Annotated in this window: 19 protein-coding genes; 10 read left to right on the forward strand and 9 right to left on the reverse strand. The window is 70.2% G+C overall.

Annotation, left to right across the window (positions count from 1 at the left end):
- Positions 1-93: 93 nt before the first annotated feature.
- Both HWD99_RS03245 and HWD99_RS03250 read right to left on the reverse strand, forming a co-directional pair.
- Entirely contained in the window at positions 94-1,392 is a 1,299-nt protein-coding gene (locus HWD99_RS03245) for an O-antigen ligase family protein (protein ID WP_241794823.1), read from the reverse strand.
- Positions 1,389-2,804, reverse strand: a complete 1,416-nt coding sequence (locus tag HWD99_RS03250; protein ID WP_241794824.1) for an O-antigen ligase — start codon at positions 2,802-2,804, stop codon at positions 1,389-1,391. Before HWD99_RS03250 ends, HWD99_RS03245 begins: the two co-directional genes overlap by 4 nt.
- A gap of 87 nt (positions 2,805-2,891) precedes the next feature.
- Here HWD99_RS03250 and manA point away from each other — a divergent pair, with 87 nt between their 5' ends.
- The 4 genes from manA to HWD99_RS03270 all read left to right on the forward strand — a co-directional run bounded on the left by manA (position 2,892) and on the right by HWD99_RS03270 (position 9,015).
- Positions 2,892-4,031, forward strand: a complete 1,140-nt coding sequence (manA, locus tag HWD99_RS03255; protein WP_241794825.1) for a mannose-6-phosphate isomerase, class I — start codon at positions 2,892-2,894, stop codon at positions 4,029-4,031.
- A 160-nt stretch (positions 4,032-4,191) separates the two neighbouring features.
- Positions 4,192-4,509, forward strand: coding sequence for a WhiB family transcriptional regulator (locus HWD99_RS18455; RefSeq protein WP_274617986.1), 318 nt, complete (start codon positions 4,192-4,194; stop codon positions 4,507-4,509).
- A gap of 79 nt (positions 4,510-4,588) precedes the next feature.
- On the forward strand, positions 4,589-7,636 hold the full coding sequence (locus HWD99_RS03265; RefSeq protein WP_241794826.1) for a glycosyltransferase: 3,048 nt from the start codon (positions 4,589-4,591) through the stop codon (positions 7,634-7,636).
- A complete protein-coding gene (locus HWD99_RS03270) occupies positions 7,633-9,015 on the forward strand; it encodes a DUF5719 family protein (RefSeq protein WP_241794827.1) in 1,383 nt (460 codons plus the stop codon). The genes HWD99_RS03265 and HWD99_RS03270 overlap by 4 nt, the downstream gene beginning before the upstream one ends.
- A gap of 57 nt (positions 9,016-9,072) precedes the next feature.
- On the opposite strand, the gene HWD99_RS03275 is transcribed toward HWD99_RS03270, so the two are convergent.
- Complete coding sequence (locus HWD99_RS03275; RefSeq protein ID WP_241794828.1) at positions 9,073-9,498, reverse strand: hypothetical protein; 426 nt, start codon at positions 9,496-9,498, stop codon at positions 9,073-9,075.
- Positions 9,499-9,579: 81 nt separating this feature from the next.
- On the opposite strand from HWD99_RS03275, the gene HWD99_RS03280 reads away from it, so the two are divergent.
- Complete coding sequence (locus HWD99_RS03280; RefSeq protein ID WP_067117206.1) at positions 9,580-9,786, forward strand: DUF3499 family protein; 207 nt, start codon at positions 9,580-9,582, stop codon at positions 9,784-9,786.
- Between the two features lie 43 nt (positions 9,787-9,829).
- Here the strand turns inward: HWD99_RS03280 and HWD99_RS03285 are convergent, their stop codons facing one another.
- Complete coding sequence (locus tag HWD99_RS03285) at positions 9,830-10,639, reverse strand: RDD family protein (protein ID WP_241794829.1); 810 nt, start codon at positions 10,637-10,639, stop codon at positions 9,830-9,832.
- Between the two features lie 16 nt (positions 10,640-10,655).
- On the opposite strand from HWD99_RS03285, the gene HWD99_RS03290 reads away from it, so the two are divergent.
- The gene (locus HWD99_RS03290) at positions 10,656-11,648 is read left to right on the forward strand and encodes a stage II sporulation protein M (RefSeq protein WP_241795423.1); all 993 of its coding nucleotides are present in this window, start codon (positions 10,656-10,658) and stop codon (positions 11,646-11,648) included.
- Between the two features lie 36 nt (positions 11,649-11,684).
- On the opposite strand, the gene HWD99_RS03295 is transcribed toward HWD99_RS03290, so the two are convergent.
- The 5 genes from HWD99_RS03295 to HWD99_RS03315 form a co-directional block, all read right to left on the reverse strand.
- Positions 11,685-12,992: a DUF58 domain-containing protein gene (locus tag HWD99_RS03295; protein WP_241794830.1), complete on the reverse strand. Its 1,308-nt coding sequence runs from the start codon at positions 12,990-12,992 to the stop codon at positions 11,685-11,687.
- Entirely contained in the window at positions 12,993-13,916 is a 924-nt protein-coding gene (locus HWD99_RS03300; protein ID WP_241795424.1) for a MoxR family ATPase, read from the reverse strand.
- Between the two features lie 139 nt (positions 13,917-14,055).
- Entirely contained in the window at positions 14,056-15,249 is a 1,194-nt protein-coding gene (locus HWD99_RS03305; protein WP_241794831.1) for a DUF4350 domain-containing protein, read from the reverse strand.
- Positions 15,246-15,887 (reverse strand): DUF4129 domain-containing protein, encoded by a 642-nt coding sequence (locus tag HWD99_RS03310; RefSeq protein WP_241794832.1) that lies wholly within the window; start codon positions 15,885-15,887, stop codon positions 15,246-15,248. The genes HWD99_RS03305 and HWD99_RS03310 overlap by 4 nt, the downstream gene beginning before the upstream one ends.
- Positions 15,884-17,365 carry a hypothetical protein gene (locus HWD99_RS03315; RefSeq protein ID WP_241794833.1) on the reverse strand — a complete coding sequence of 494 codons (1,482 nt, stop codon included), beginning with the start codon at positions 17,363-17,365 and terminating at the stop codon, positions 15,884-15,886. Before HWD99_RS03315 ends, HWD99_RS03310 begins: the two co-directional genes overlap by 4 nt.
- A gap of 96 nt (positions 17,366-17,461) precedes the next feature.
- On the opposite strand from HWD99_RS03315, the gene mtrA reads away from it, so the two are divergent.
- From mtrA to HWD99_RS03335, 4 genes are all read left to right on the forward strand, one after another.
- Positions 17,462-18,142 (forward strand): MtrAB system response regulator MtrA, encoded by a 681-nt coding sequence (gene mtrA, locus HWD99_RS03320; RefSeq protein WP_241794834.1) that lies wholly within the window; start codon positions 17,462-17,464, stop codon positions 18,140-18,142.
- Positions 18,143-18,149: 7 nt separating this feature from the next.
- Positions 18,150-19,832 carry an MtrAB system histidine kinase MtrB gene (gene mtrB / locus HWD99_RS03325; protein ID WP_241794835.1) on the forward strand — a complete coding sequence of 561 codons (1,683 nt, stop codon included), beginning with the start codon at positions 18,150-18,152 and terminating at the stop codon, positions 19,830-19,832.
- Positions 19,829-21,553, forward strand: coding sequence for an LpqB family beta-propeller domain-containing protein (locus HWD99_RS03330; RefSeq protein ID WP_241794836.1), 1,725 nt, complete (start codon positions 19,829-19,831; stop codon positions 21,551-21,553). The genes mtrB and HWD99_RS03330 overlap by 4 nt, the downstream gene beginning before the upstream one ends.
- A gap of 106 nt (positions 21,554-21,659) precedes the next feature.
- On the forward strand, positions 21,660-22,340 hold the full coding sequence (locus HWD99_RS03335; RefSeq protein WP_241794837.1) for a ComF family protein: 681 nt from the start codon (positions 21,660-21,662) through the stop codon (positions 22,338-22,340).
- The last annotated feature ends 80 nt before the right edge of the window (positions 22,341-22,420 follow it).

Consider the following 22,420-nt stretch of genomic DNA (forward strand, 5'->3'; position numbering starts at 1 on the left):
AGATCTCCGGAAGCTGTGGGCCCCGCGGGTCGCCGCGAGCAGACACCAGCCTACCTGGCGGAGTTCGGAATCCCCCGAGGACGCGAGGGCGGACTAGTACTCGGAGCGCAGCGTGGGGATCGCGCCGGTGTGCGCGGCGTCGATGTTCTCTCGCCAGGATCGCGACTGCCCCGCTCGCAGTGCGCACAGCACGAGCATGAACCACCCCGCGCCCACGATCGTGAAACTCTCGAACATCGACTCGACCGCGAGGGTCACGAGCATCAGCGGCGTCCACGCGTAGACCACCGAGCGACGCACACTCGCGACGAGCCAGGACCGCACGAGCGCCACCCCGCCGAGGAGCAGGAACAGCACGAGGCCCGCGGCTCCGAGCTGGAGCAGGACGTCGAAGTAGGCGTTGAGAGCGCTCTGGTGGCGATCGCCGAGCTGGAAGTTGATGAACGTGAACGGGTACTCCCCGCGCGCCCAGGAGCCGAACCATCCCCAGCCCTCGATCGGCTTCAACGCCACGAAGTCGAGGATCTTGTTCCAGAGCGTCGCGCGGATCGAGAAGTCCGACCCCGCGTTCATGAGCGCGATGATCGAGTGCCGCAGCACGAAGGCCGCCGCGAGCGCCAGGGTCACCAGCACGCCGAGGACCCACTGCACCAGTGAGCGCCGTTCCGCAGGCGCATGCCGCACGATCATCAGGGCGACCGCGACGGTGGTCACCGCGGCCGCGAGCACGAGCACCGTCGGAGACGCGGAGAGGAACGCCAGCAGGAGCGCCACGCCCATCGACGGCACGGCGATGCGAGCGCTGAGCGATTGCGATCGCCACTCGATGAAGAACGTGATGAGGGCGATGACCGTGACGAAGCCGAGCATGTTGCGGCTGCCGAAGATGCCCTGGACGGGCCCGCCGACGGCGAGGTCTCCCTGGATTCCGAGGAAGACGAACGGCAGATCGAGCAGGATCCCCGAGAGGATCTCGAGCCCGAGGGAGAGGGCGAGAAGCGCGCGCAGCGTGTCGCCGAGGGCGCGCACGGTCTGCAGCGTGTCGCGGATGTGGCCGACGGTGATCGCCAGGAAGGCGAAGCCGAAGAGCTCGAGCCAGCCGAGCAGCGTGTCGCTCTTGTCGGTCGTCCACACGATGCTCACCAGCGCCCAGGCGAGGAAGGCGAGCAGCGACGAGGGGGCGATCCGAAGCAGCGACAGCTCGTCGCGACGGACCCACAGGATGCCGAGGCCGAGCACGCAGAGACCGGCGATGATCGTGGCGAGCGTGACGGGCGAGGTCATCCTCTCGATGAGGAAGGATCCGAACACTGCGGCGAGGACGGTGATGGTGAAGGCGCGGGCGAACTCCGCCGAACCGAGCAGCCGCGCGAGACGACGTCCCGGTGTCACGGAACCCGCCGCACTCGCTCGCCGCGCTCGATCACTCGCTCCCGTTCGCCGATGCCGACGAGAGGCACGGCCTTGATCTTGAACGAGAGCAGGACCAGGAGCATCCACCCCCACAGCATGATCGGCGTCGATTCGGTGAGTCCCTGCACGAGGAGCACGACGGTGAACAGGCTCGGGAGCAGTGTCAGGGGGGAGTAGCTGCGGTCGGAACGCAGATCCCACCTCGGCCGGTCGACGGCGAAGAACCACGACCGCCACAGCAGGCTGAGGTAGGCGACGGCCATCAGAACGACGCCCAGCACCCCGAGCTGCATCAGCACGTCCAACCACATGTTGTGGGCGTGGAACACCGTGATGCCGTGATCTTCGATCCACCCTGCGAATGCCGGGTCGAACGGGACCCAGGGACTCGAGAAGCCGTTGCCGAACAGCGGATGCTCAGCCGCGCGCTCGAGCACGCTCTCCCAGATCTTGTCGGAACGCCCGGTGAGGTCGCTGCTGCGGCCCAGGAGCCCGAGGAGGGGCTTCTGCAGAAGCCACACCGCGATGCCGAGAACAGCCGAGCCCCCGATGAAGATCACGTAGAGGCGGGTGCGCGCGCCCGGCGTGGTCGTACGCCGCATCAGCAGTGCGACGAGGAGGACCAGAGCGGCGGCCGCGGCGCAGGCGAAAGCGGTGGCGGAGCCTGCGCGGACGAAGAAGAACGCGGCGAGCAGGGTCCAGAGCGCCAGGGTGGTGCGCCACCGCGCTCGGGCTGCGAAGAGGACGCCGAACGTGATCATCGCGAACAGACTGATGATCGCGAGCAGGTTGGAGTTGCCCACGATGCCCTGGATGCGGTCCCCGTCGAACAGGTTGCCGCGCACCCAGTACCAGTGCGGGTCGATCTCGCCCTCCGGCCGCTCGAAGAAGTTCGGCAGGATCGGCCCGTGCACGACCAGCGCGACCCAGAGCTCGAGGGCGAGCGACAGGCCCAGGATCCACTTGAATGCGGACGCGAGCGCTCGCACGATCTCCTGCCAGGTGAGCACATGCACGATGAAGAGGGCGGTGATCGTGACCGTCGCGAGAAGCGCCCACGTGAGCAGGGTGGCCCCGCGCCACTGCGACCAGGCGACGGAGACGAGCGCGAGGGCCGTGTAGGCGGTCGCTGCCCAGGGGAGTCTGCGCCAGGCGAACGGATGCGGTCTGCCGCGCGCGATCATCGGCACGCCGATGGCCACGGTGGCGATGAGGAACGCGGCGAGTGCGATCACCGCTCCGACCTCGCCGACGAGGTTGTACACGGCGGAGTGCGCGAACGTCGTGAACAGCGCGAGGACGATGTACCCGCGCAGCATGAGATGCCCCGTCGACTCGCGCTCGGGTGCGCGAGGAGGGGCTGACACCGGGTGCTTCGTGTACTGCGCCATCGCGTTCAGGCTACCGCGCGCGGCCGATGGTGCAGCTGATCGGCGGCTCAGCGGCGGCGATCCGTCGACTGCCCATACGCTGGGTGCATGCTGCTCCGCCTCTCGAACGCGCCCCGTGACTACGCCTGGGGGTCGCAGACCCTCCTCGCCGAGCTGGAAGGGCGCGCTCCTGCGGCGGTGCCCGAGGCGGAGGTGTGGTTCGGAGACCACCCCGGCGATCCCAGCGACGTGGCCGACGGACGCACCCTCGATGCGGTGACGGGAGGTTCCCTGCCATACCTGCTGAAGCTGCTCGCCGCGGCCTCTCCGCTGTCGATCCAGGTGCATCCGACGATCGAGCAGGCGCGCTCCGGCTGGGCGAAGGAGGCGGGGCTCGCCGCCGACGACCCCACCCGGAACTACCGCGACGACAACCACAAGCCCGAGCTGATCGTGGCGCTGAGTGACAGATTCGAGTCGCTGAGCGGTCTGCGGCCGGTGGCCGACACGCGGGGCCTGCTCGGCGCGCTGGGCGAGCGCCCCGGGGTCACGGCGCTCGCGGACCGTCTCGCCGGCGGTGACGCAGCGCTGCGCGACACTCTCGGCTGGCTCCTCTCCGGCGATGCGCAGGCCGAGGTGGACGACGTCATCGCCGCCGTGCGCGACGCGGCAGCCTCGGACACGGGGGAGTGGAGTTCCACGATCCACGCCGTCGCCGCGATCGCGGACTCCTACCCGGGCGATCCGGGCGTGGTCGTCGCGCTGCTGATGAACCATGTGGTGCTCCGCCGCGGCGAGGGGATCTTCCTGCGCGCCGGCCTCCTGCACGCGTACATCTCAGGGCTGGGCGTCGAGATCATGGCGGCGAGCGACAACGTGCTCCGGGGCGGTCTCACCCCGAAGCGCATCGACGTGGTCGAGCTGCTCTCGATCGTCGACGCGACGCCCGGCGAGGTGCCCGTGCTGCGACCGCAGGACTCCGGGCCCGTCACCGATTACGCCGTGCCGATCGCCGACTTCTCGCTGCGGCGGGTGGAGCTCACGGGCGACGAGGTCGTCGTGCCCGTGTCCGGACCCACCATGGTCCTCGCGACGGCGGGGCGGGTGAGCGTGCGCGGCGCGGAGTCGGATCCGCTCGAGATCGCGGTCGGCACTGCGGCGTTCGCGAGCGACGACGAGGCAGAGCTCGTGCTGTCCGGAACGGGCGAAGCGTTCGTGGCCGCTCCGGGCGCCGCGGACGCTGGCTGAGGCGACCGTCTGAGGTCGCCGCGACACGCCGTGCGAGGGTCAAGAACCTTCAAGACACGATTGAGGGTTTACGATCCGCGACTTGACCGATGCGAATGACACGGGTGTAATTAGTCATGCACGGCCCGCCGAGGGGGCGGAACAAGGGTTGGAGATCGAGATGACGGGTTACCGTTCTGACGTACCGGAGAACTGGTTCGTCGATCCCATCAACCTCGGCGTTCCCGGGGTTCGCAAGACAGAGGCTGATGACGAGAACGCTCTCGCCTGGCAGAGCGACGCACTGTGCTCGCAGACCGACCCCGAGGCCTTCTTCCCCGAGAAGGGCGGATCGACTCGTGACGCCAAGCGGATCTGCACCTCGTGCGACGTCCGCGGCGAGTGCCTCGAGTACGCGCTCAACAACGATGAGCGATTCGGCATCTGGGGCGGTCTCTCCGAGCGCGAGCGCCGCAAGCTCAAGCGTCGCGCGAGCTGACCGCCGATCGCAGAGCTTCGCGGCCACGCCGCATCCGCTGCCCCGGCCCCAGGCATACCGAGCATAGGCTGACGACGTCATGCCAGCCCGAGTTCATGCCATCATCGTGGCGCGCCCCGGTTCGTCCGCTCGCGCGCAACTCCTTCGCACTCTGGACGCACTGCGTTCCCAGACCGCGCCACCCTCGTCCATCACCCTGGTGATGTGCGGGGACGCGACGACGATCCGCGAGAGCGAGACCGTCGCGACGACCGTCGAAGGGGTCATCGAGGCACGAAGCGGCACCTCGTTCGCGGAAGCCGTCGGCCTCGCCCTGCCGCGGGTGACGCAGGGTAGCGCCGTCTGGCTCCTCGCTCACGACACCGCACCTCACCAGCGCGCTCTCGAGCGGCTCGTCGGCACGCTCGAGCGCTCACCCTCTGCCGCGATCGTCGCACCCAAGCTGGTGCAGAGCGACAACGATCGCGAGATCGTGTCCCTCGGGGTCAGTATGACCGCGCTCGGACGCTCGGTCGAGCTCGCCTCGGGTGAACTCGATCAGGGGCAGCACGACGGCAGCGACGATGCCCTGGCCGCCGACATCCGTGGCCTCCTGATCCGTGGCGAGGTACGCGATCGGCTACGCCCCGATCCTGCTCTCGCCGGGGCGGACGAGGGCCTCGATCTGGGGGTCCGCGCACGTCTCGGCGGAGGCCGCGTCGTGCTCGTCCCGTCGGCGAGGGTCTCCGTGTCGCCGGACGGACCTGCCGCTCTTCCCTCCGGCCGTGGGCGCCGCGCCTACGTCGCGCGCGTGGCTCAGCTCCACCGGCGCCTCTCGTACGCTCCCACGGTCGCCGTTCCCCTGCACTGGCTCAGCCTGCTGCCGCTCGCTCTGTGGCGATCCATCACGCATCTCATCGGCAAGCGCCCGGAAGCGGTCTTCCCCGAGTGGGCCGCCGCGCTCACCGTCATGCTCCGCGTGGGGGCGGTGGCCCGGTCTCGCCGAGCGATAGCAGCCTTCCGTGCGTCGAGTTGGTCGAGCATCGCGCCGCTGCGCGTCAGCAATCGCGACCTGCACCGTCGTCTCGACGACGGGCATGGCAGCGAGGGCGGCGTCGCCAGCGAGCTGCACTTCTTCTCCGGCGGCGGGGCCTGGGTGGTCCTCGGGGCCCTCGTGGTGAGCATCGCGACGTTCACGAGCCTGCTGGCTTGGCCCGTCATCGGCGGCGGCGGCCTGCTCCCGCTCCGCACCACGGTCGCGGCCCTGTGGAGCGACGCTGCATGGGGCCTCCGCGGGCTCGGCGCCGACGTCGTGGGCCCGGCTGATCCGTTCGCATCGGTCCTCGCCGTTCTCGGCTCCCTCTGGCCGGCGGGTCCGTCGTTCTCCCTCGTCCTCCTCTGGATCCTCGCCCTGCCGCTCGCCGTGCTCGGCGGATGGTTCGCGGCGACCAGGGTGACCGACAGGTCGGGTCTGCGGATCTTCGCCGGCATCGTGTGGGCGCTCGCGCCGACGTTCCTCACGGCGCTCGTCGACGGCCGCCCCACGGGTGTCCTCGTACACCTGCTGCTGCCGTGGTTGTTCCACGCCGCCGTTGTCGCGCACCGATCCTGGGGCGCAGCGGGGGCCGCATCCCTGCTGTTCGCCGCTGTGACCGCGTGCGCGCCGTCCCTCGCGCCCGCGCTGCTCCTGCTCTGGATCGTCGCGCTCGGCATCACGCTCGGCGGCGCCCGCTTCCGTGGTGCAGCGCGCCTCCTCTGGGTGCCGGTGCCCGCCGTGGCTCTCTTCGCGCCCCTGGTGGTCTGGCAGCTCTCGCACGGCAGCCTCATCGCCGTTCTGGCCGATCCGGGCCTCATCTGGGCCGGCCCTCAGGCGACCGCCGATGCCGCCGGACGGCTCGCCCTCGCCACCGGGTTCCCCTCGGGAGATCTGGCCGGATGGACCGCGATCGTCGGTCCCGTGCTTGCTCCGTGGGCGGGCGTGCTGCTCGCGCCCCTCGCCGTGCTCGCTCTCATCGCCACGGTCGCCCCGCGCTGGCGTGCGGGCATCACCCTTCTCGTCGTCGCGCTCAGCGGCTTCGCCACGGCTTTCCTCGCCGTCGGCATCACCGTGTCCTTCGCTCAGGGCACCGGGATCGCGATCTGGCCGGGAGCGGGGCTCAGCCTCGCGTGGATCGGGGTGACCGGCGCCGCGCTGGTGACGCTCGACACCGCGCTGACGCTGCCCCGTGCTCGACTCCTGAGCGCGGCGATCGCCGCAGTGGCCGTCGCAGCGTGCGCCGTTCCGGCCCTGGCCGCGTTCCATCTCGGACGTTCGGCGCTGACTGAGGGCCCCGAGTCCTCGCTGCCCGCGTACATCGCCGCGCAGGCTGTCGATGACCGTCCTGTCGGAACGCTCGTGCTCACGCCGCAGAACGACGGCGGACTCTCCGCCGAGGTCGCATGGGGGGCCAGCGAGACGCTGAGCGCCCAGACCACCATCCTCTCGACGGCCACGGAGATCCGCGGAACCGATATCACGACCCTCGCGGTCGATCTGCTCTCGGCCCGCGACTTCGACGGAGCTGCCGAGCTGGGAGAGCTCGGCGTGGGCTACGTGCTCCTGGCCGAACTCCCCGAGGACGTGTCCGATCGCGCGCGCACACTGCACACCGCGGCCGTGACCTCGCTCGATCAGCGCGCGGGCTTCGTGCAGGCCGGGACGACCGACCGCGGAGTGCTGTATCGGCTCGAGGCAGACCCGGCCGATCGCGCGCCGCTGACTCCGGGACAGCAGGCGACCGCCCGTCTCGTCGTCACGCTGCAGCTGGTCCTCGTCTTCGCCGCGCTGCTGCTGTCGATGCCCACGAGGGCCTCGCGCCGTGCCGCACGTGGACGGTCACGCATCGTCGGCAGGGCTGCCGACGAGCCACTCGTGCTTCCCCGTCACGTCGATGAGTTCGATGACGAGCATTCCGGCGTGGCGTCGGTGCCGGTCGGTGCAGGTGTGGAGTCGGACCCGAGCGTCGAGACCGGTGAGACCGGTGAGCCTGTCGAGGCCGTCGAGGGGCGACAGACGGAGAGCGACCCCGCAGCCGTCGAGGCGACCGGGGACGATGCGACGGCAGGCGGGGAAAGACCCGCCGACGGCGCGGAGGAGGACACCCGATGAGCACCACTCGTGCATTCCGCGTCGCAGCGACGAGCGCGCGCGTCCTCACGGGGGCCGTCGTCGCGGCCGCGTGCGTCGTCGGTGTCGTGGTGGCCATTCCCTCGCCGTGGCCGACGGTCACTCACGATGCCGCGCAGGCCGAGGTCACCCCCCTTCCCGGCGACACCGTGCTCGTGTGCAACGGCGACTTCCGGGCGATCGGCAGGAACACCGCGGATTCGCTCCAGATGGTGCCTGCCGCCTCCCCTCAGTTGACCGTCGACGGCGCCTCCGAGCCGCCGCAGTCATCGTTGCTGAGTGTCGACGACCTCGCGGGGAGCGGCGGAGTGCCGGTGCTCATCGGACAGGTCGAGGGACGCACCGCGCCCCTGATCGGCGCCACCGAGTCGGTGAGCCTCGCCGAGGCGGACCTCTCCGGGTTCGCTGCCGCGCCCTGCCGCCCGGCGAGCACCGAGTCGTGGCTCGTCGGAGGCACGGTCGAGACCGGTTCCGAAGATCTCATCGTCCTCACGAACCCCGGCGCCGTGCCCTCGACGGTCTCGCTGGTCGCCTACGGGTCCGTGCGCGGCTCGACGTCCGTGATCGTCCCCGCGGAGTCCCAGGTCGCGCTGCCGCTGACCTCCCTCGCATCCGGATCTGACCTCCCGGTGGTGCACGTGACGGCGACCGGATCCCCCGTCCGTGCCGTGCTCCAGTCCTCGCAGACCCAGACGCTCGATCCGGTCGGAGTCGACCTGCAGGACGCGGTCGCCGCACCGCAGCAGCATCCGGTCATCCCGGGCGTGCAGGTGTTCGAGAGCGATGGCGACAACTCGCGGATGGCTGTCCTCCGCCTGCTGTCCCCGGAACGCGATTCCCAGGCGACGGTCACCGTGCGTGCGGTGGGCGGATCGGCGGTGGTGCGCGACTTCACGGTCGAGCTGACCGCAGAGCAGCCCCTCGAGATGTCCCTGTCTGACCTTCCGCCCGGCCGGTACACGGTCGGCGTGGATGCCGATGAGCCTGTGCTCACGGGCGTCCGGGTGCAGGACGGTGCCGGTCCCCAGTCCGACTTCACCTGGGTGATGCCGGCGCCGGAGTTCGACGACGACCTGCTCGTCGCCGTGCCGGCGGGGCCCGCTGCATCCGTGGTGGTCGTCAATGACGAGGAGTCCGACGCGACCGTGCAGCTCGAGCCCGTGGGCGGGGGAGAGCCTGTCGAGATCACGGTTCCCGCCGGGTCCTCGGCCTCGGTCGATGTCGAGACGGAGACCGTCTACTCCCTGACGACGTCCGGCCCGGTGCACGCCGAGGTCGCGATGACGGCGCCCGGTGCTCTGGTCGCGTGGCCGGTCTGGCCGGCAGCGGGGGCGCAGCAGAGCATCACCGTCTACCCCTGAACAACAGCTCTGTCAGGTCGTCTTCGACCGCGAACATCCGGCGTCGCGATGGGACCCTCAGTGGTCGTGGCCGCCGAAATCCCATGGCTCGCGCCCGACGAACTCGGCTGCTGCTCGGAAGACGGCGCTCTCGATCGCCATGCGTCTGTGCGCCCCGTCGTCGTGGCCCGGAGGCAGCAGGCGTTCGATCGGCAGTCGGAAGAGCACGATCCTGCGCTGTTCACGGTCGAGATACCAGCGGGGCACATCGTCCGTGGCGTCGAACGACGGCATCGCTCCGATCTCGAAGCGCACATCCTGCAGCTCAGGCCAGGTTCCGCGGAGGAACTCGACCGCGGTGCCGACCGTGAGGTCGAACCGGTCGATGCGCCCGTCGAGCGGCGCGAGGGGCGGCCGTACGACCTCGCTGCGTCCGAGTCGGCCGTGTCGCCCGTGACGCGCGCCGCGACGCGGTGCGGCGGAGGCGCGGGGGCGGCGGGGCATAGCGAAAGTCTAGGGGCTGTCCCCGAGAACCGGCGGCGCGGCGTGCGCGCACGGCGACGGCGCGGACGTAACCTGGCGGGGATGGACGGAAGACTCTGCTCGAAGGTGGGCTGCGCCCGCGAGGCCGTGGCGACGCTCACGTACGACTACGGCGACCAGATGGCCGCGCTCGGCCCGCTCGGGATCGCGCATCACCCGCATGCCCATGATCTGTGCGCCCCGCACGCGGAGCGTCTCTCCGTCCCCGCGGGATGGTTGGTCGTCAGACACGAGGCGCTGCGGGCCTGACGCGTCCGTCGAGCTCGGCGGACGAGCGCGATCCGGGCGCCGTTCAGACCCCGATGCGGCGTCCGCTGAGCTTCTCCGCGCGGCGATCGGCGAGGTGGAGAGCCCGTCGTTCGCGCTCGCGCCGCAGCACCGTGATGCCCACGAGCACCTGCTCCGGGGGCGCGGGAGGGAGAGGCGACACGAAGGGGGATGCTTCGCCGAGCAGATCGCGCGCCACGCGGTCGCGTGCGCCCGGGACCATGCGGGGTGCGCTCTGCAGGAACTGCGAGATCCGTCGAGCGAGCCGATCCGGCAGTCTCGCGACGTCGGCGATCTGCGCCCATCCGACGAGACCGGGCGGCATCACGGGCACGCTCGACGCGAGTCGCGGCGTCCGCACACGCTGGCTGTAGGTGCCGGCGACCATGTCGCCCAGGCGCTGGGAGCGGGCGCTGAACGCGCCGGCGAGCACGGCCACGCTGCCGAGTGTCATGTAGATCTCGAGCACTCCGAGCAGCGCGCGGATGAAGGCATGGCGGAAGCCCGTCGCTCCGCCGTCGACGCGTACGATGCGGCCGCCGACCGCGAGCTTGCCGAGGCTGCGTCCCTTGAGCGCGACCTCCATCGTGATCGGCAGGACGACGAAGCTGACCACGATCGACACGACCAGCGCGATCCTGTCCGTGGTCTCGTCGAGCACTCCGATGTCGGCCAGCCAGACGCGCAGGAACAGCGTCAGCAGGAACACGCCGAGACCGACGAGCAGGTCGATGATCGCCCCCGCCGCGCGGAGGACGAAGCCGATCGGCTGCACGTCGATCGCGACGGCCTCGCCGGACAGCACCTCGTCGGACGTATCGAGCGGCGCAGACATGAGTACAGTAAATCAGGTGGATGCCGATGCGTTGACCGATGCACGCCGCGCTGAGTGGGAGCGGCTCGATCAGCTCAGCCGAGCCCGGCTCGACGGTGCGGGTGTCGACGAGCTGATCGTGAGATACCGCGCCGCGTCGGCGGACCTGGCAGAGATCAAGACCTCGGTGGGGGAGTCGCCGCAGGGCGCCTATCTCTCGACGATCCTGGTCCGAGCACGACTGCGACTCACCGGCGCCTCCGACAGCATCCTCACCCAGACGGCCCGGTTCTTCTCCCAGCAGCTGCCTGCCGCCCTCTACCGTCTGCGGTGGACGACCCTCATCATCGCGGTCGCGTTCATCGCCGTCGCCGTCGGCACCGCCGCCTGGATCTCCTCCGACCCGGCACTCGTCGCGACGCTCGGTCCGCCCGATGCGCTCGCCCAGTACGCCGACGAGAGCTTCACCAGCTACTACACCGAGAACCCCGCTGCGGTCTTCATGGGCATGGTGTGGACGAACAACGCATGGATCGCGCTCCAGTGCGTCCTCTTCGGCATCACCGGGATCTGGCCGATCAACGCCCTGGTGCAGAACGCGATCGGGCTGGGCACCTCAGGAGCCGTGATGGCCGCGCATGACAAGGCCGACGTCATGATCCTCTACATCCTCCCGCACGGCATGCTCGAGATGACGTGCATCTTCGTCGCGGCGGCAGGCGGTCTGCATCTGTTCTGGTCATGGGTGGCTCCCGGCGACCGATCGCGCGGGGACTCGCTCGCCGCAGAGGGACGTTCGCTCGCCACGGTCGCGATCGGACTCGTCTTCGCGCTCTTCCTCGCAGGCCTCGTCGAGGGATTCGTCACCGGTTGGTCGCTTCCGTGGCCGATCAAGATCGGGATCGGCGCTGCGGCGCTGGCCGTGTTCCTCATCTACATGATCGTCGTCGGCGGGCGTGCCCATCGACGTGGCGAGACGGGGGACCTCACCGAGTACGAGGCCGGCACACCGCGCCTCGTCGCCGGCTGACACGCGTCGAGCGCCTCGGCGTCGCCCTCGAGCGCGTCAGAGCCGCCCTGCGGCCTTGAGCTCCAGATACCGGTCGGCGATGCGAGGCGGCAGCGAATCGGGGTCGGCGGCGATCGCCTCGCCGCCTGCGCGTCGGACCGCGTCGGCCACGTTCTCGGCATCGCGCATCGTCCGCTCCGCCGCGGCCGCCAGGTACACCTCTTCGCGCGACCCTCGCTGGCGGGCGAGGGAGGCGATTCCGTCGTCGGTGACCGAGCCGACCAGGATCGACGTCGCCCTGGACGCGTCCGGGAACGCGCCGAGGAACCCGCGCGCCGACTCCGCGGCATCCTGCGCGGTGAGCACCACGATCAGCGCGGGTCGAGTCGTGAGAGTCCGCACCGCCGCGAACGCGCTCGGCCAGTCCGTGTCGACGAGGCGGGCGTGCACGGGAGCCATCGCGTCGGTCAGCGCCGGCAGGAGCGCCGCGCCCTCGACACCGGTCACCCTGGCGCGCACGACCCTGTCGACCATGAGCAGATGCACATGATCGCCCGCTCTCGCGGCGAGTGCGGCGAGCAGCAGAGCGGCCTCCAGCGAGGCGTCGACCCGCGTGCCGTCGCCCACGCGAGCGGCGGCGGTGCGACCGGTGTCGATGATGATGACCACGTGGCGGTCGCGCTCGGGGCGCCAGGTGCGGAGCATCGTGGTGCCGGCTCTGGCCGTGGCCCGCCAGTCGATGGAGCGCACATCGTCGCCGCGCACGTACTCTCGCAGCGAGTCGAACTCCGTGCCCTGACCGCGTACCTGGATGCTCGTGTTGCCGTCGAGCTCGCGCAGGCGGGCGAGTCTCGAAGGCAGGTGCTTGCGGGAGGAGAACGCAGGAAGCACGCGGATCGCACCGCGCACCCGGTGGCGCGCCTGGCGGCCGGCGAGGCCGAGCGGACCCCGTGAGCGGATCACCACGAACTCGCTCACGAGCTCGCCTCGCCTGCGGGGCTGCAGGGGATGCGACACCCGCCGACGCTCGCCGGGCGGGACGCTGAGGCGGTGACGCTCCCCGCTCGCTCCGGCGGTGGGCTGCCATGCGTCGCGGATCAGCGCGTGCAAGGTGCGCGTTCCCTGGTTGTGCAGCGCGACGCTGACCGGCGCGATCTCTCCGAGGCGCACGCGCGCCGGCACCCGGCGGCTGACCGCGACGGTGCGCGGACTCGGTGCGAGCAGCACGTCGAGGGCGACGAGCACGGCGCACAGCCCGATCCACGCGACGAGGATCAGGTACGGGGGATAGCCCGCGAGTCCGGTGAGGACCAGCGGGACGACGCCGACGGCGAGCGCGACGGCGAGACGGCCGGTGACGAACACCTAGATCGGCACCCGGGTCTGCTGCACCACCGACGTGAGCACGGCATCGGCCGACACACCCTCCATCTGCGCGTCCGGTCGCAGCTGCAAGCGGTGCCGCCAGACCGGGACCAGCATGGTCTGCACATGGTCGGGCGTCACCGCCGATGAGGCGTTGAGCCATGCCCAGGCCTTGGCCGCGGCGAGGAGGCCCGTCGAGGCGCGCGGGCTCGCGCCGAGCTCGACCGAGGGGGACTGCCTGGTGGCCCTGGCGAGATCGACGACATACCCGAGCACGTCGTCGGTGACCTCGACGGCGGCGGCCGCGGCCTGCGCGGCCCGGATCTCGTCGGCGGTGACGGCGGCTTCCACTCCGGTGAGCTCACGGGGAGAGAATCCGGATGCGTGCTTGCGGAGCACGGAGACCTCGGCATCGCGCTCGGGCATCCCCACGACCAGCTTCATCAGGAAGCGATCGAGCTGTGCCTCGGGGAGCGAGTACGTGCCTTCGTGCTCGATCGGGTTCTGCGTCGCCGCGACGAGGAACGGGTCGGGCAGCGCCCGGCTCATCCCGTCGGCCGAGACCTGACGTTCCTCCATGGCCTCGAGCAGGGCGGCCTGCGTCTTCGGCGGCGTGCGGTTGATCTCGTCGGCCAGGAGGATGTTCGTGAACACCGGCCCCGCGCGGAAGTCGAACTCGCCGGTGCGGGCGTCGTACACGAGCGACCCCGTGACGTCGCCCGGCATGAGGTCGGGGGTGAACTGGACGCGCTTGGTGTCGAGGCCGAGAGCCCGTGCGAACGAGCGCACGACGAGGGTCTTGGCGACGCCGGGGACGCCCTCGAGGAGCACATGGCCGCGGGCGAGGAGCGAGACGAGAAGCCCCGTCACCGTCCCCGCCTGGCCGACGACGGCCTTGTCGACCTCCGTGCGCACCCGGTGCATGGCCTGACGCAGCTCGGCGTCGGTGAAGTTCTCAGCGGTCACGTGATGTCCTCGGTTTCCGTTGTGACGTGGACGTCGGTGGTCAGTGTGTACGTGCGCACCGTCCATGAGGACGGGCGCGCGAGGCGGACGACGGTGATCATTCGCGCCCCCGCAACTCATGGGTCGTCGCGTCGACGGCGTCTTCGAGTTCGCTCAGTCGTCGCGCGAACGCGACGAGATCGGCGTCGTCATTCGGCAGCCGTCCGGCGAGCAGTTCGTGCAGCGAGCCTCGGGGTATGCGCAGACGGTCGGCGGCGGCATCCGCCACCTCATCGGGTCTCGCCCGCTCGGCGAGACCGAGTCGACGGGCGACACGGCGCAGGCTGCCGTCGCGGAGCGCCTCCGCCGCATGGCCGGCGTCTGCGGCTTTGGCGGTCAGTCTCGCCCGTCCGTGCATGGTCTCCGAGGCGCGGACGGTCACCGGGAGGGTCTCCGCCACGAGGGGGCCGAATCGCTGGCCACGCCACAGTGCGGCGGCGACGCCCGACAGCATGAGCAGCAGGATCGCGGGGGTCACCCAGCCGGGTGTGAGCGAGCCGAGAGAATCCGGCATGTCGCCCTCGATGTCGGAGTCGGCGAAGCTGGGCACGTACCAGACCACGCGATCCGACTGGCCGAGCAGTGCGAGCCCGAGCGCGGCGTTCCCGTCTTCGGCGAGAGCGGCGTTGGAGAACAGGCGGGCTCCCTCGACGACGATGCGCGTCGTGTCGTCGTCTGCGTCGACGAGCACCGCCGCCGCCTCGTCGCTGCCGAAGCACGCGTCCACCCCGTCGGCCGGGGCGAACAGCCTGTCGGGACGGATGCTGCCGACGTTCGCGAACTCCGGGATGTCGCACTGCGCCGACACCGGAGCGGAATCCGGCGAGGCGTTGGTTCCGAGGTCGAACATCGAGAGCAGATGCGTGCTCGAGGAGAGGAAGACCACGCGGTCGGCCGGCTCGACCAGCTGCATGATCGCGTCGTCGCTGAGCGAGAACGGATTGGCCATGACGAGGGTCGCGTCATCGTCGAGTGCGGCGCGCGCGTCGGCTCGGGATCGGTGCACATCCACCTCGACGCCCTGGTCCCGGAGGATCTCGGCGAGCGCCATGGTGCCCGAGTCCGCGACGCTCTCGGGATCGAGCGCGCCGCGTCGATCCGGCATCTGCACGCCGACCTGGGTGGCGACGAAGACCCCACCCAGCACGAGTGCGACCACGGCAGCCCAGCCGCCCAGCTTCGTGAGGCGGCGGCGATGCGCGGGACGTTCCGCGGTGGACGTCGGCGTCTCGTGCTCCTCGATGATCGTCATGCGCCGACGAGCTCCGGTCTGACCGAGACGAGGCGATCATCCGTCGCGGCGAGCTCGGAGTAGCTCCGCTCGGTGGCGGGGTGACGCAGATAACGGACGTCGTCGAAGGAGGCGGCGGCCGATCGCACCGCAGCCGACTCGAGGGGGAAGACCGTGGAGACCTCGCGCGCGATCGACTGGGCAGTGGCCCCGGGCGCGGGGTCGATGAGATCGCGTTCGAGCAGACCCCGGGCGAGCGCTCGGAAGCGGAGGATCGTCGCCTCGTCCCAGTCGCCGTTGCGCGCACTGCGCTCGGAGTCCGCCCGAAGCTGGGCGGCCGTCCGGTCGTCCTCCGCACCGAGCAGAGCGCCTCCGGTGCGGCGGATCGCTCGGGACCGACGAGGACGACCCCAGATGATCAGCGCCGCGATGAGCGCGGCGACGATGATGATGCACACGACGATGAGCGCAGAGGGGCCCACGCCGGCGCTGTTGTCGGAAGAGAAGAGGTCGGCGAGGAAACGGCCGATGTCGCGGGCGAGCAGATCGAACCATGTCGGCTTGGCATCCGCGTACCGCGGATTCGACAGTTCCTCCTCCGCCCACCGGCGCGCGTCGTCTCCGTCCGGGATCAGTCCGTCGTCCAGGCGGCGGATCATGCCGACCTGTCACGGTCGGGGTCGGGTTCCTCCCACGATCGCGCCTGCGACTCCGCGTCCGCCGGCGGCGCGGCGTAGGGCGGTGGCGCGGGCGCGCTCGCGCTCTGCGGCGTCGGGGCGGGGAAGGCATACGGAGGCTGCGCGGGATACGGAGGCTGCGCGGGATACGAAGGCTGCGCCAGGGAGGGCGGCTGCGCCGGATATGTCTGGGCGGGATACGCCTGCGCCGGGTATGGCTGCCCCGGGTAGGGCTGCGCGGGATATGCCTGGCCGGGGTACGGCTGCGCAGCGTATGGCTGTGCCGGATAGGCCTGCCCAGGATATGGCTGCTCCGGATATGCCTGTCCGGGGTACGGCTGTGCCTGCGTGGCGAGCGCCCACTCGGGGATCTGCGCAGGAGGGGGAGCGCTGCTGACTGCGCGCTCGGGGTCGACCACGAACGGGTCGCCGAGCTGTTCCTCCGTCCAGCCGAGATCCCGGCGCTCGACATGGCTGATGAGCGCCTGGTCGAGGCCCTCGTACCTCATGCGACTGTCGAGGTACACGAGGGTCCCCGCCGTGCTCTGGACGACGAGCGTGATCGCCTGCAGCACCAGCAGCAGGATCTGCGGGGCCAGCAGCGCGAACACGAAGCCGATGATCTCGGACGAGTCCATCGATCCGGTCGGTGCGAGCACGTTTCCGAGCATCGAACCGAGAATCGACGCAGGGAGGTTCACGAGCTGCATCGCGACACCCATGATCGCGCCGATCAGGAACGTCACACCCCAGGCGACCCAGAACCGGCCTCGGGTCAGGCGCCACGAGCGCACGATCGCGTCGCGGAATTTCGCGCGCTCCAGCACGAGGATCGAGGGGACCAGCAGGAGCTTGGTCGTCAGCCACACGACGAGAGGGATGGTGGCGACCACGATCAGCGCCACGAGGATCACCACGCCCACGATCGCCTCGCCTGAGCCGCCCAGGCCGCCCGCGACGAAGCCCGCGATGACCAGGAAGACGATCACGATCACGCCGAAGATGAAGATGATGGACAGCGACGCGAACGCGGCGAGCCGCCAGAACGACGGGATCATCTTGCGCCAGAGAGTTCCGAGCGACGCCTTCACGCCGATCGCGGCGAATCCGATCTCCGCCGCGACCACGCCCTGCATGAGTGCGGTGAACGCGATCGACGCGAGGCCGACGGCGAGGCCCGCCACGATGTTCATCGCGATGGTGCCGGCGAACACCGCTTCGAAGTCGGCGGATGCGGGGGAGAGGGACTCGAGCCGGGTGAACGTCGTGAGGAAGACGAAGCCCATCACGGTCGCGCTGAGCACGACGACCGCCAACTGGATCACGACCCCGAAGCCGAAGAGCACCTTGGGGTTGTGGCGCAGGGCGGCGAACGACCTGCCCAGCAGCATCCCGAAGGTCAGCGGATGCAGGGGGATGATGCCCTTCTTCGGGGCAGGGGTCCACGTCTGGCCGGTCACCGGCACTCCCTCCGTCGTGCGCTCCCATCGTGTCATAACACTCGGGCGGAGCGCAGACATGGGGCCGGTGGTACTGAGTGCCATAAGGTAACAGTTATGACCTCACGCATTCTCGTGGTCGACGACGACATCGCGCTTGCCGAGATGATCGGCATCGTGCTCCGTACGGAGGGCTTCGAGCCGGTGTTCTGCGCCGACGGTGCGCGGGCCGTCGATGAGTGGCGCACCCAGCGCCCCGATCTCGTGCTGCTCGACCTCATGCTCCCCGGCATGGACGGCATCGAGATCTGCACGCGGATCCGCGCGGAGTCGGGCGTCCCCGTCATCATGCTCACGGCCCGCAGCGACACGGCCGACGTGGTCAGGGGGCTCGAGGTCGGCGCTGACGACTACATCGTCAAGCCGTTCAATCCCAAAGAGCTCGTGGCGCGCATCCGCACCCGTCTCCGCCCGACACCCCAGACGGTCGGCGAACAGCTGCGTGTCGGAGACCTCACCGTCGACGTCGATGCACACGAGGTGCGCCGCGAGGGGGCCCCGATCGCCCTCACGCCGCTGGAGTTCCAGTTGCTCGTCGCCCTGGCCTCGAAGCCGCAGCAGGTCTTCTCCCGCGAGATGCTCCTGGAGCAGGTCTGGGGCTACCACTACAAGGCCGATACGAGGCTCGTGAACGTGCACGTGCAGCGTCTGCGCGCGAAGGTCGAGCTCGACCCGGACAATCCGAAGATCGTCATGACGGTCCGTGGCGTCGGCTATCGCGCCGGCAGCGCGGGCTAGGCGTTCGATGGTCGCGACGACGGCGACGACCACGGCGGTCGCGGTCCTTCGCGACTGGCGGGGCTGGCCGACCGTCTTGGGGGCGCTGTGGCGGCGATCGTTGCGCTTCCGGACTCTGACGATCACTCTTCTCCTCACGTCCACCGCCATCCTGATCACCTGCGTGACGATGGCTCTCGTCATCCAGAACGATCTGTTCGAGTCCCGCAAGAACGAAGCGCTCGAAGATGCCGTGAGATCGGTCAACCTCGCTCAGATGACTCTCGACTCGGCGGCGCTGAGCGACGATCCGGTCGCTCTGCAGGAGCTCTGGGACAGTGTTCAGGCCGATCTGCGGCGCTACTCGACCGCCGAGGGGTTCGCCGGCATCCGCGTCGAGGATGCGGACGCCGACGCGGTCTCGCTGAACGGCTTCACCGCCGGGCTGAGCCTGAACAGCATCAGCCCGGCGCTCCGCAACCGGGTCGTGCAGTTCGACGACCGGCAGTCCTGGCAGTCGGTGTCGCTCGAGGTCGGCGGACGCGCCGTGCCGGGCATCATCGTCGGACAGCAGCTGCAGGTACCCGAAGCCGGGCCGTTCGAGGTGTACTTCGCCTACGACCTCGCGGATGCCGACAACACGCTCACCTTCGTGCAGCGCACGCTCTGGATCGCCGGAATCGGCCTCGTCGCGATCGTCGCGGTCATCTCGTTCATCGTGGTGCGCTCGGTCTCGACGCCGATCGTCGAAGCCGCCGAGACCAGTGCGCGTCTGGCGTCCGGTGATCTCGGCGTGCGCATCGACGTGCACGGCGAAGACGAGATCGCGACGCTCGGCCGATCGTTCAATGCGATGGCCGACAGCATCGAGGCGCAGATCAAGGAGCTCGGTGAGCTGTCGCTCGTGCAACAGCGCTTCGTCTCCGACGTCTCGCACGAGCTGCGCACACCCCTCACCACGATCCGGCTCGCCGCCGACATGCTGAACGACCAGCGTGGCGAGTTCGATCCGACGACCTCCCGCACGACCGAGCTTCTGCACACGCAGGTACAGCGGTTCGAGACTCTGCTCTCCGACCTGCTGGAGATCAGCAGGTACGACGCCGGTTCGGTGCAGCTCGAACTCGAGGCGACGAGCCTGGCGCACCTCGCCGAGGACATCATCGAGCAGATGAAGCCGCTCGCAGACGAGCGGGGCAGCGAGCTGCGGCTGGTGGCCCCCGGCGGCTATTCTCCGGTCGACATGGATCCGCGCCGGGTCCGTCGCGTCCTGCGCAACCTCATCGGCAACGCCATCGAGCACGGCGAGGGGCGCCCCATCGTCGTGACGGTCGACAGCAATCAGCACGCGGTCGCCGCGGGCGTGCACGACTTCGGGCTCGGCATGAACCCGGCGGATGCGGAACGCGTGTTCGATCGCTTCTGGCGCGCAGACCCTTCGCGGCAGCGCACGATCGGGGGCACCGGGCTCGGCCTGTCGATCGCTCTCGGCGACGCGACGCTGCACGGAGGAACGCTCGCGGTGTGGTCCGAGCTCGGGGTGGGGACGAACTTCGTGCTGACTCTTCCGCGGCGCGGAGGCGCGATCGACGGGCCGTCGCCGGTGTCGCTGGAGCCGCAGGAGCCGCTGGGCGAGCTCGGTGACGCCACCCAGCCCATCCGGCTCGCAGACCTCCCCGCCGAGCTGTTCGACGAACGGAGTCTCGAATGACCTCTCGAGCTCGACGCGCGCTCGGCGCCGTGATGGTCACGGCCGCGCTGCTCGTGGTGACCGCATGCACCGGTCTGCCGACGACGGGCGACGTGCAGTCGGGGCTGGCGCTCGGCGCCTCGCCGGAGGATCCGGATTTCCTGCCACTGGCCTCCGGTCCGATCGAGGGGGCGGGTCCGTCGGCGATCGTGGAGGGCTTCATGGAGGCCGCGATCACGCCGGCCGACAACTGGGATACGGCCCGCAAGTTCCTGACGCCTGAGATGGCGGCGTCGTGGCGACCGAACACCGGCGTGTCCATCGACGTCAGCGCGGACAGCAGATCCTTCACCTCGTCGATCGACGACGAGACCGACGACGAGGCGGCAGACGGCGAGACCGCCGACGTGCGTGTGCAGTTCGAGCAGGTCGCGAGCGTCGACGGCACGGGAGCGTTCTCCCAGGCGGTCAGCGCGTCGAACTCCGCGTTCGTCGTGACCCGCACCGACGGCCAGTGGCGGATCTCCGAGGCGCCGGACGGGATCGTCATCGACGAGTCGCGATTCCCGCGCGTGTACGGCGACTATGCCCTGCAGTACTACGACCAGACGTGGGAGCGGCTGGTCCCGGATGTGCGGTGGTTCCCCCGCCGCGTCACCATCGCGACGACGATCACCCAGTCGCTGATCGGGGGCGCACCGAGCCCGTGGCTCGACCCCGCCGTACAGAGCGCGTTCCCGCCCGATGTGCAGATGGCGCGTGACGCGGTGCCCATCGATGCCGACCAGGTCGCCGACGTGGCGCTCAACCGCGAGGCGCTCAGCCTCGACGCGACGACCCTCGCACGCATGCGCACCCAGCTGCAGGAGACTCTGGCCGCGGCCGGCGTCCAGATCAACCAGGTGCGCTTCACCGTGGATGGTCGGGCGCTGGAGGCGGGCGTGGTCGAGATCGTCGACGTTCCGTCCGACGGAGGAGGAATCGTCCTCAAGGAGGGAGCTTTCGGGACCGTCGTGGGGAACCAGATCACCCCGATTCCCGGAGTCTCCGAGGAGATCCTCGGCATCACGCAACCCATCCTGGCGATCGACGTCGCCGGGGACGACTCGCACGCGGCGATGCAGCTGGGGAACGGCCACGTCTACATCGCGGGCGACGGGCGCGTCGACGAGCTCGATCCGCGTTCTTTCCTCGTGCGACCCTCCCTGGATCCGTATGACTACACCTGGTCGGTGCCGTCGAACGCTCCGTCGGCGCTGCTGGCCATCGGTGACGATGTGGTGTCGCATCCGATCGCGGATGCATGGCCCGAGGCGTCGGAGGTCTCCGCCATTCGGGTGTCGGCGGACGGTGCACGGGTGGCGGCCGTCGTGATGGTCGGAGGGCAGCGGTGGGTCGTCGTCTCCGCCGTCGTACGCGACGACTCCGGCATACCGACGAGACTGGGCGAGACCGAGCGCGTGGCTCAGCTCGATGCGCCCGTGGCCGGCCTGGTGTGGCTGGGGTCAGACAGGGTCGGGCTCCTGGTCGACGGCGAGGATCGGACCGTCCTGACTCAGATCGTCGGAGGCAGTGGAACCACGGAGTCCGCTCCCAGCGGTGCAGTGTCGATCGCCGGCTCGCGATCCGCGGCGGGCATCCGGGTGCTCGGCGCGGAGGGAGCGGTGTATGCGCGCAGCGGATCGGCGTGGAGTGAGTTCACGGACGGCGTGATCGTGCTGGCCACGCGCGCGGGTCGCTGACCCGCATCGTTCTGCACGGTCGCGCCCGTTTGCAGGATGCCCACCCCTGCCGGGGTCTGCACGGATTCGGGACGCACGCCCACGGCTGCTGCGGGAGGCTCGGGGGATGACCTCCTCCCGCCTGCGCGCCCTGGGATCCGAGATCCTCGCGTTCGTGCTCGCCGCCGTGTGCCCCGGGTGCGGTTCTCCCGAGACGACGCTCTGCGCGGCGTGCCGACAGAGTCTCCACGCGACTCCCGTCGAGCTGACCACGCCAGGAGGGCTGGTGGTGCACGCGGCGCTCTCGTTCGACTCCGTGGCGGCGCGATGCATCCGACGCCTCAAGGACGGCGGAGAGACGATGCTCGCACGCCCCCTCGGCATCGCGCTCGCCGCGGCGATCGATGCCGCGCTGGAGCCGGGAGGCGGCAGGCCCCAGACCGTGGTGCCCGTGCCGACATCGCGCGCCGCCTTCCGTCGCCGAGGGTACCGGGTGCCGGAGCTGCTGATCCGGCACGCGGGCGCGGTGCCCCGCCGGGTGCTCCTGCAGCGTGCACGGGGAGATCAGCGCGGCCTGGCCGCCGCAGAACGCGTGTCGAACGTTCGCGGAACGATGCGCGTCAGACGCCCGGACGAGGGGCGGCGGGTCGTGCTGGTCGACGACGTCATGACCACGGGAGCCACCCTCGACGAGGCGGCGGCCGTGCTGCGCCGCGCCGGTTATATCGTGATCGCGGCCGCCGTCCTGGCCGCCACACCACGACACAGCGAACGCATCGTGAACACATCGGGGACACGGAGCAAATGACCCGTGACATCCGTACCCAGGCGGACTACGGTGGGGGTTCAAGGCGACCACGGTCCGCCCTTGGCCGGGAGGACCGGGAC

Source organism: Microbacterium sp. C5A9, from assembly GCF_022627955.1.
Lineage (GTDB): Bacteria > Actinomycetota > Actinomycetes > Actinomycetales > Microbacteriaceae > Microbacterium.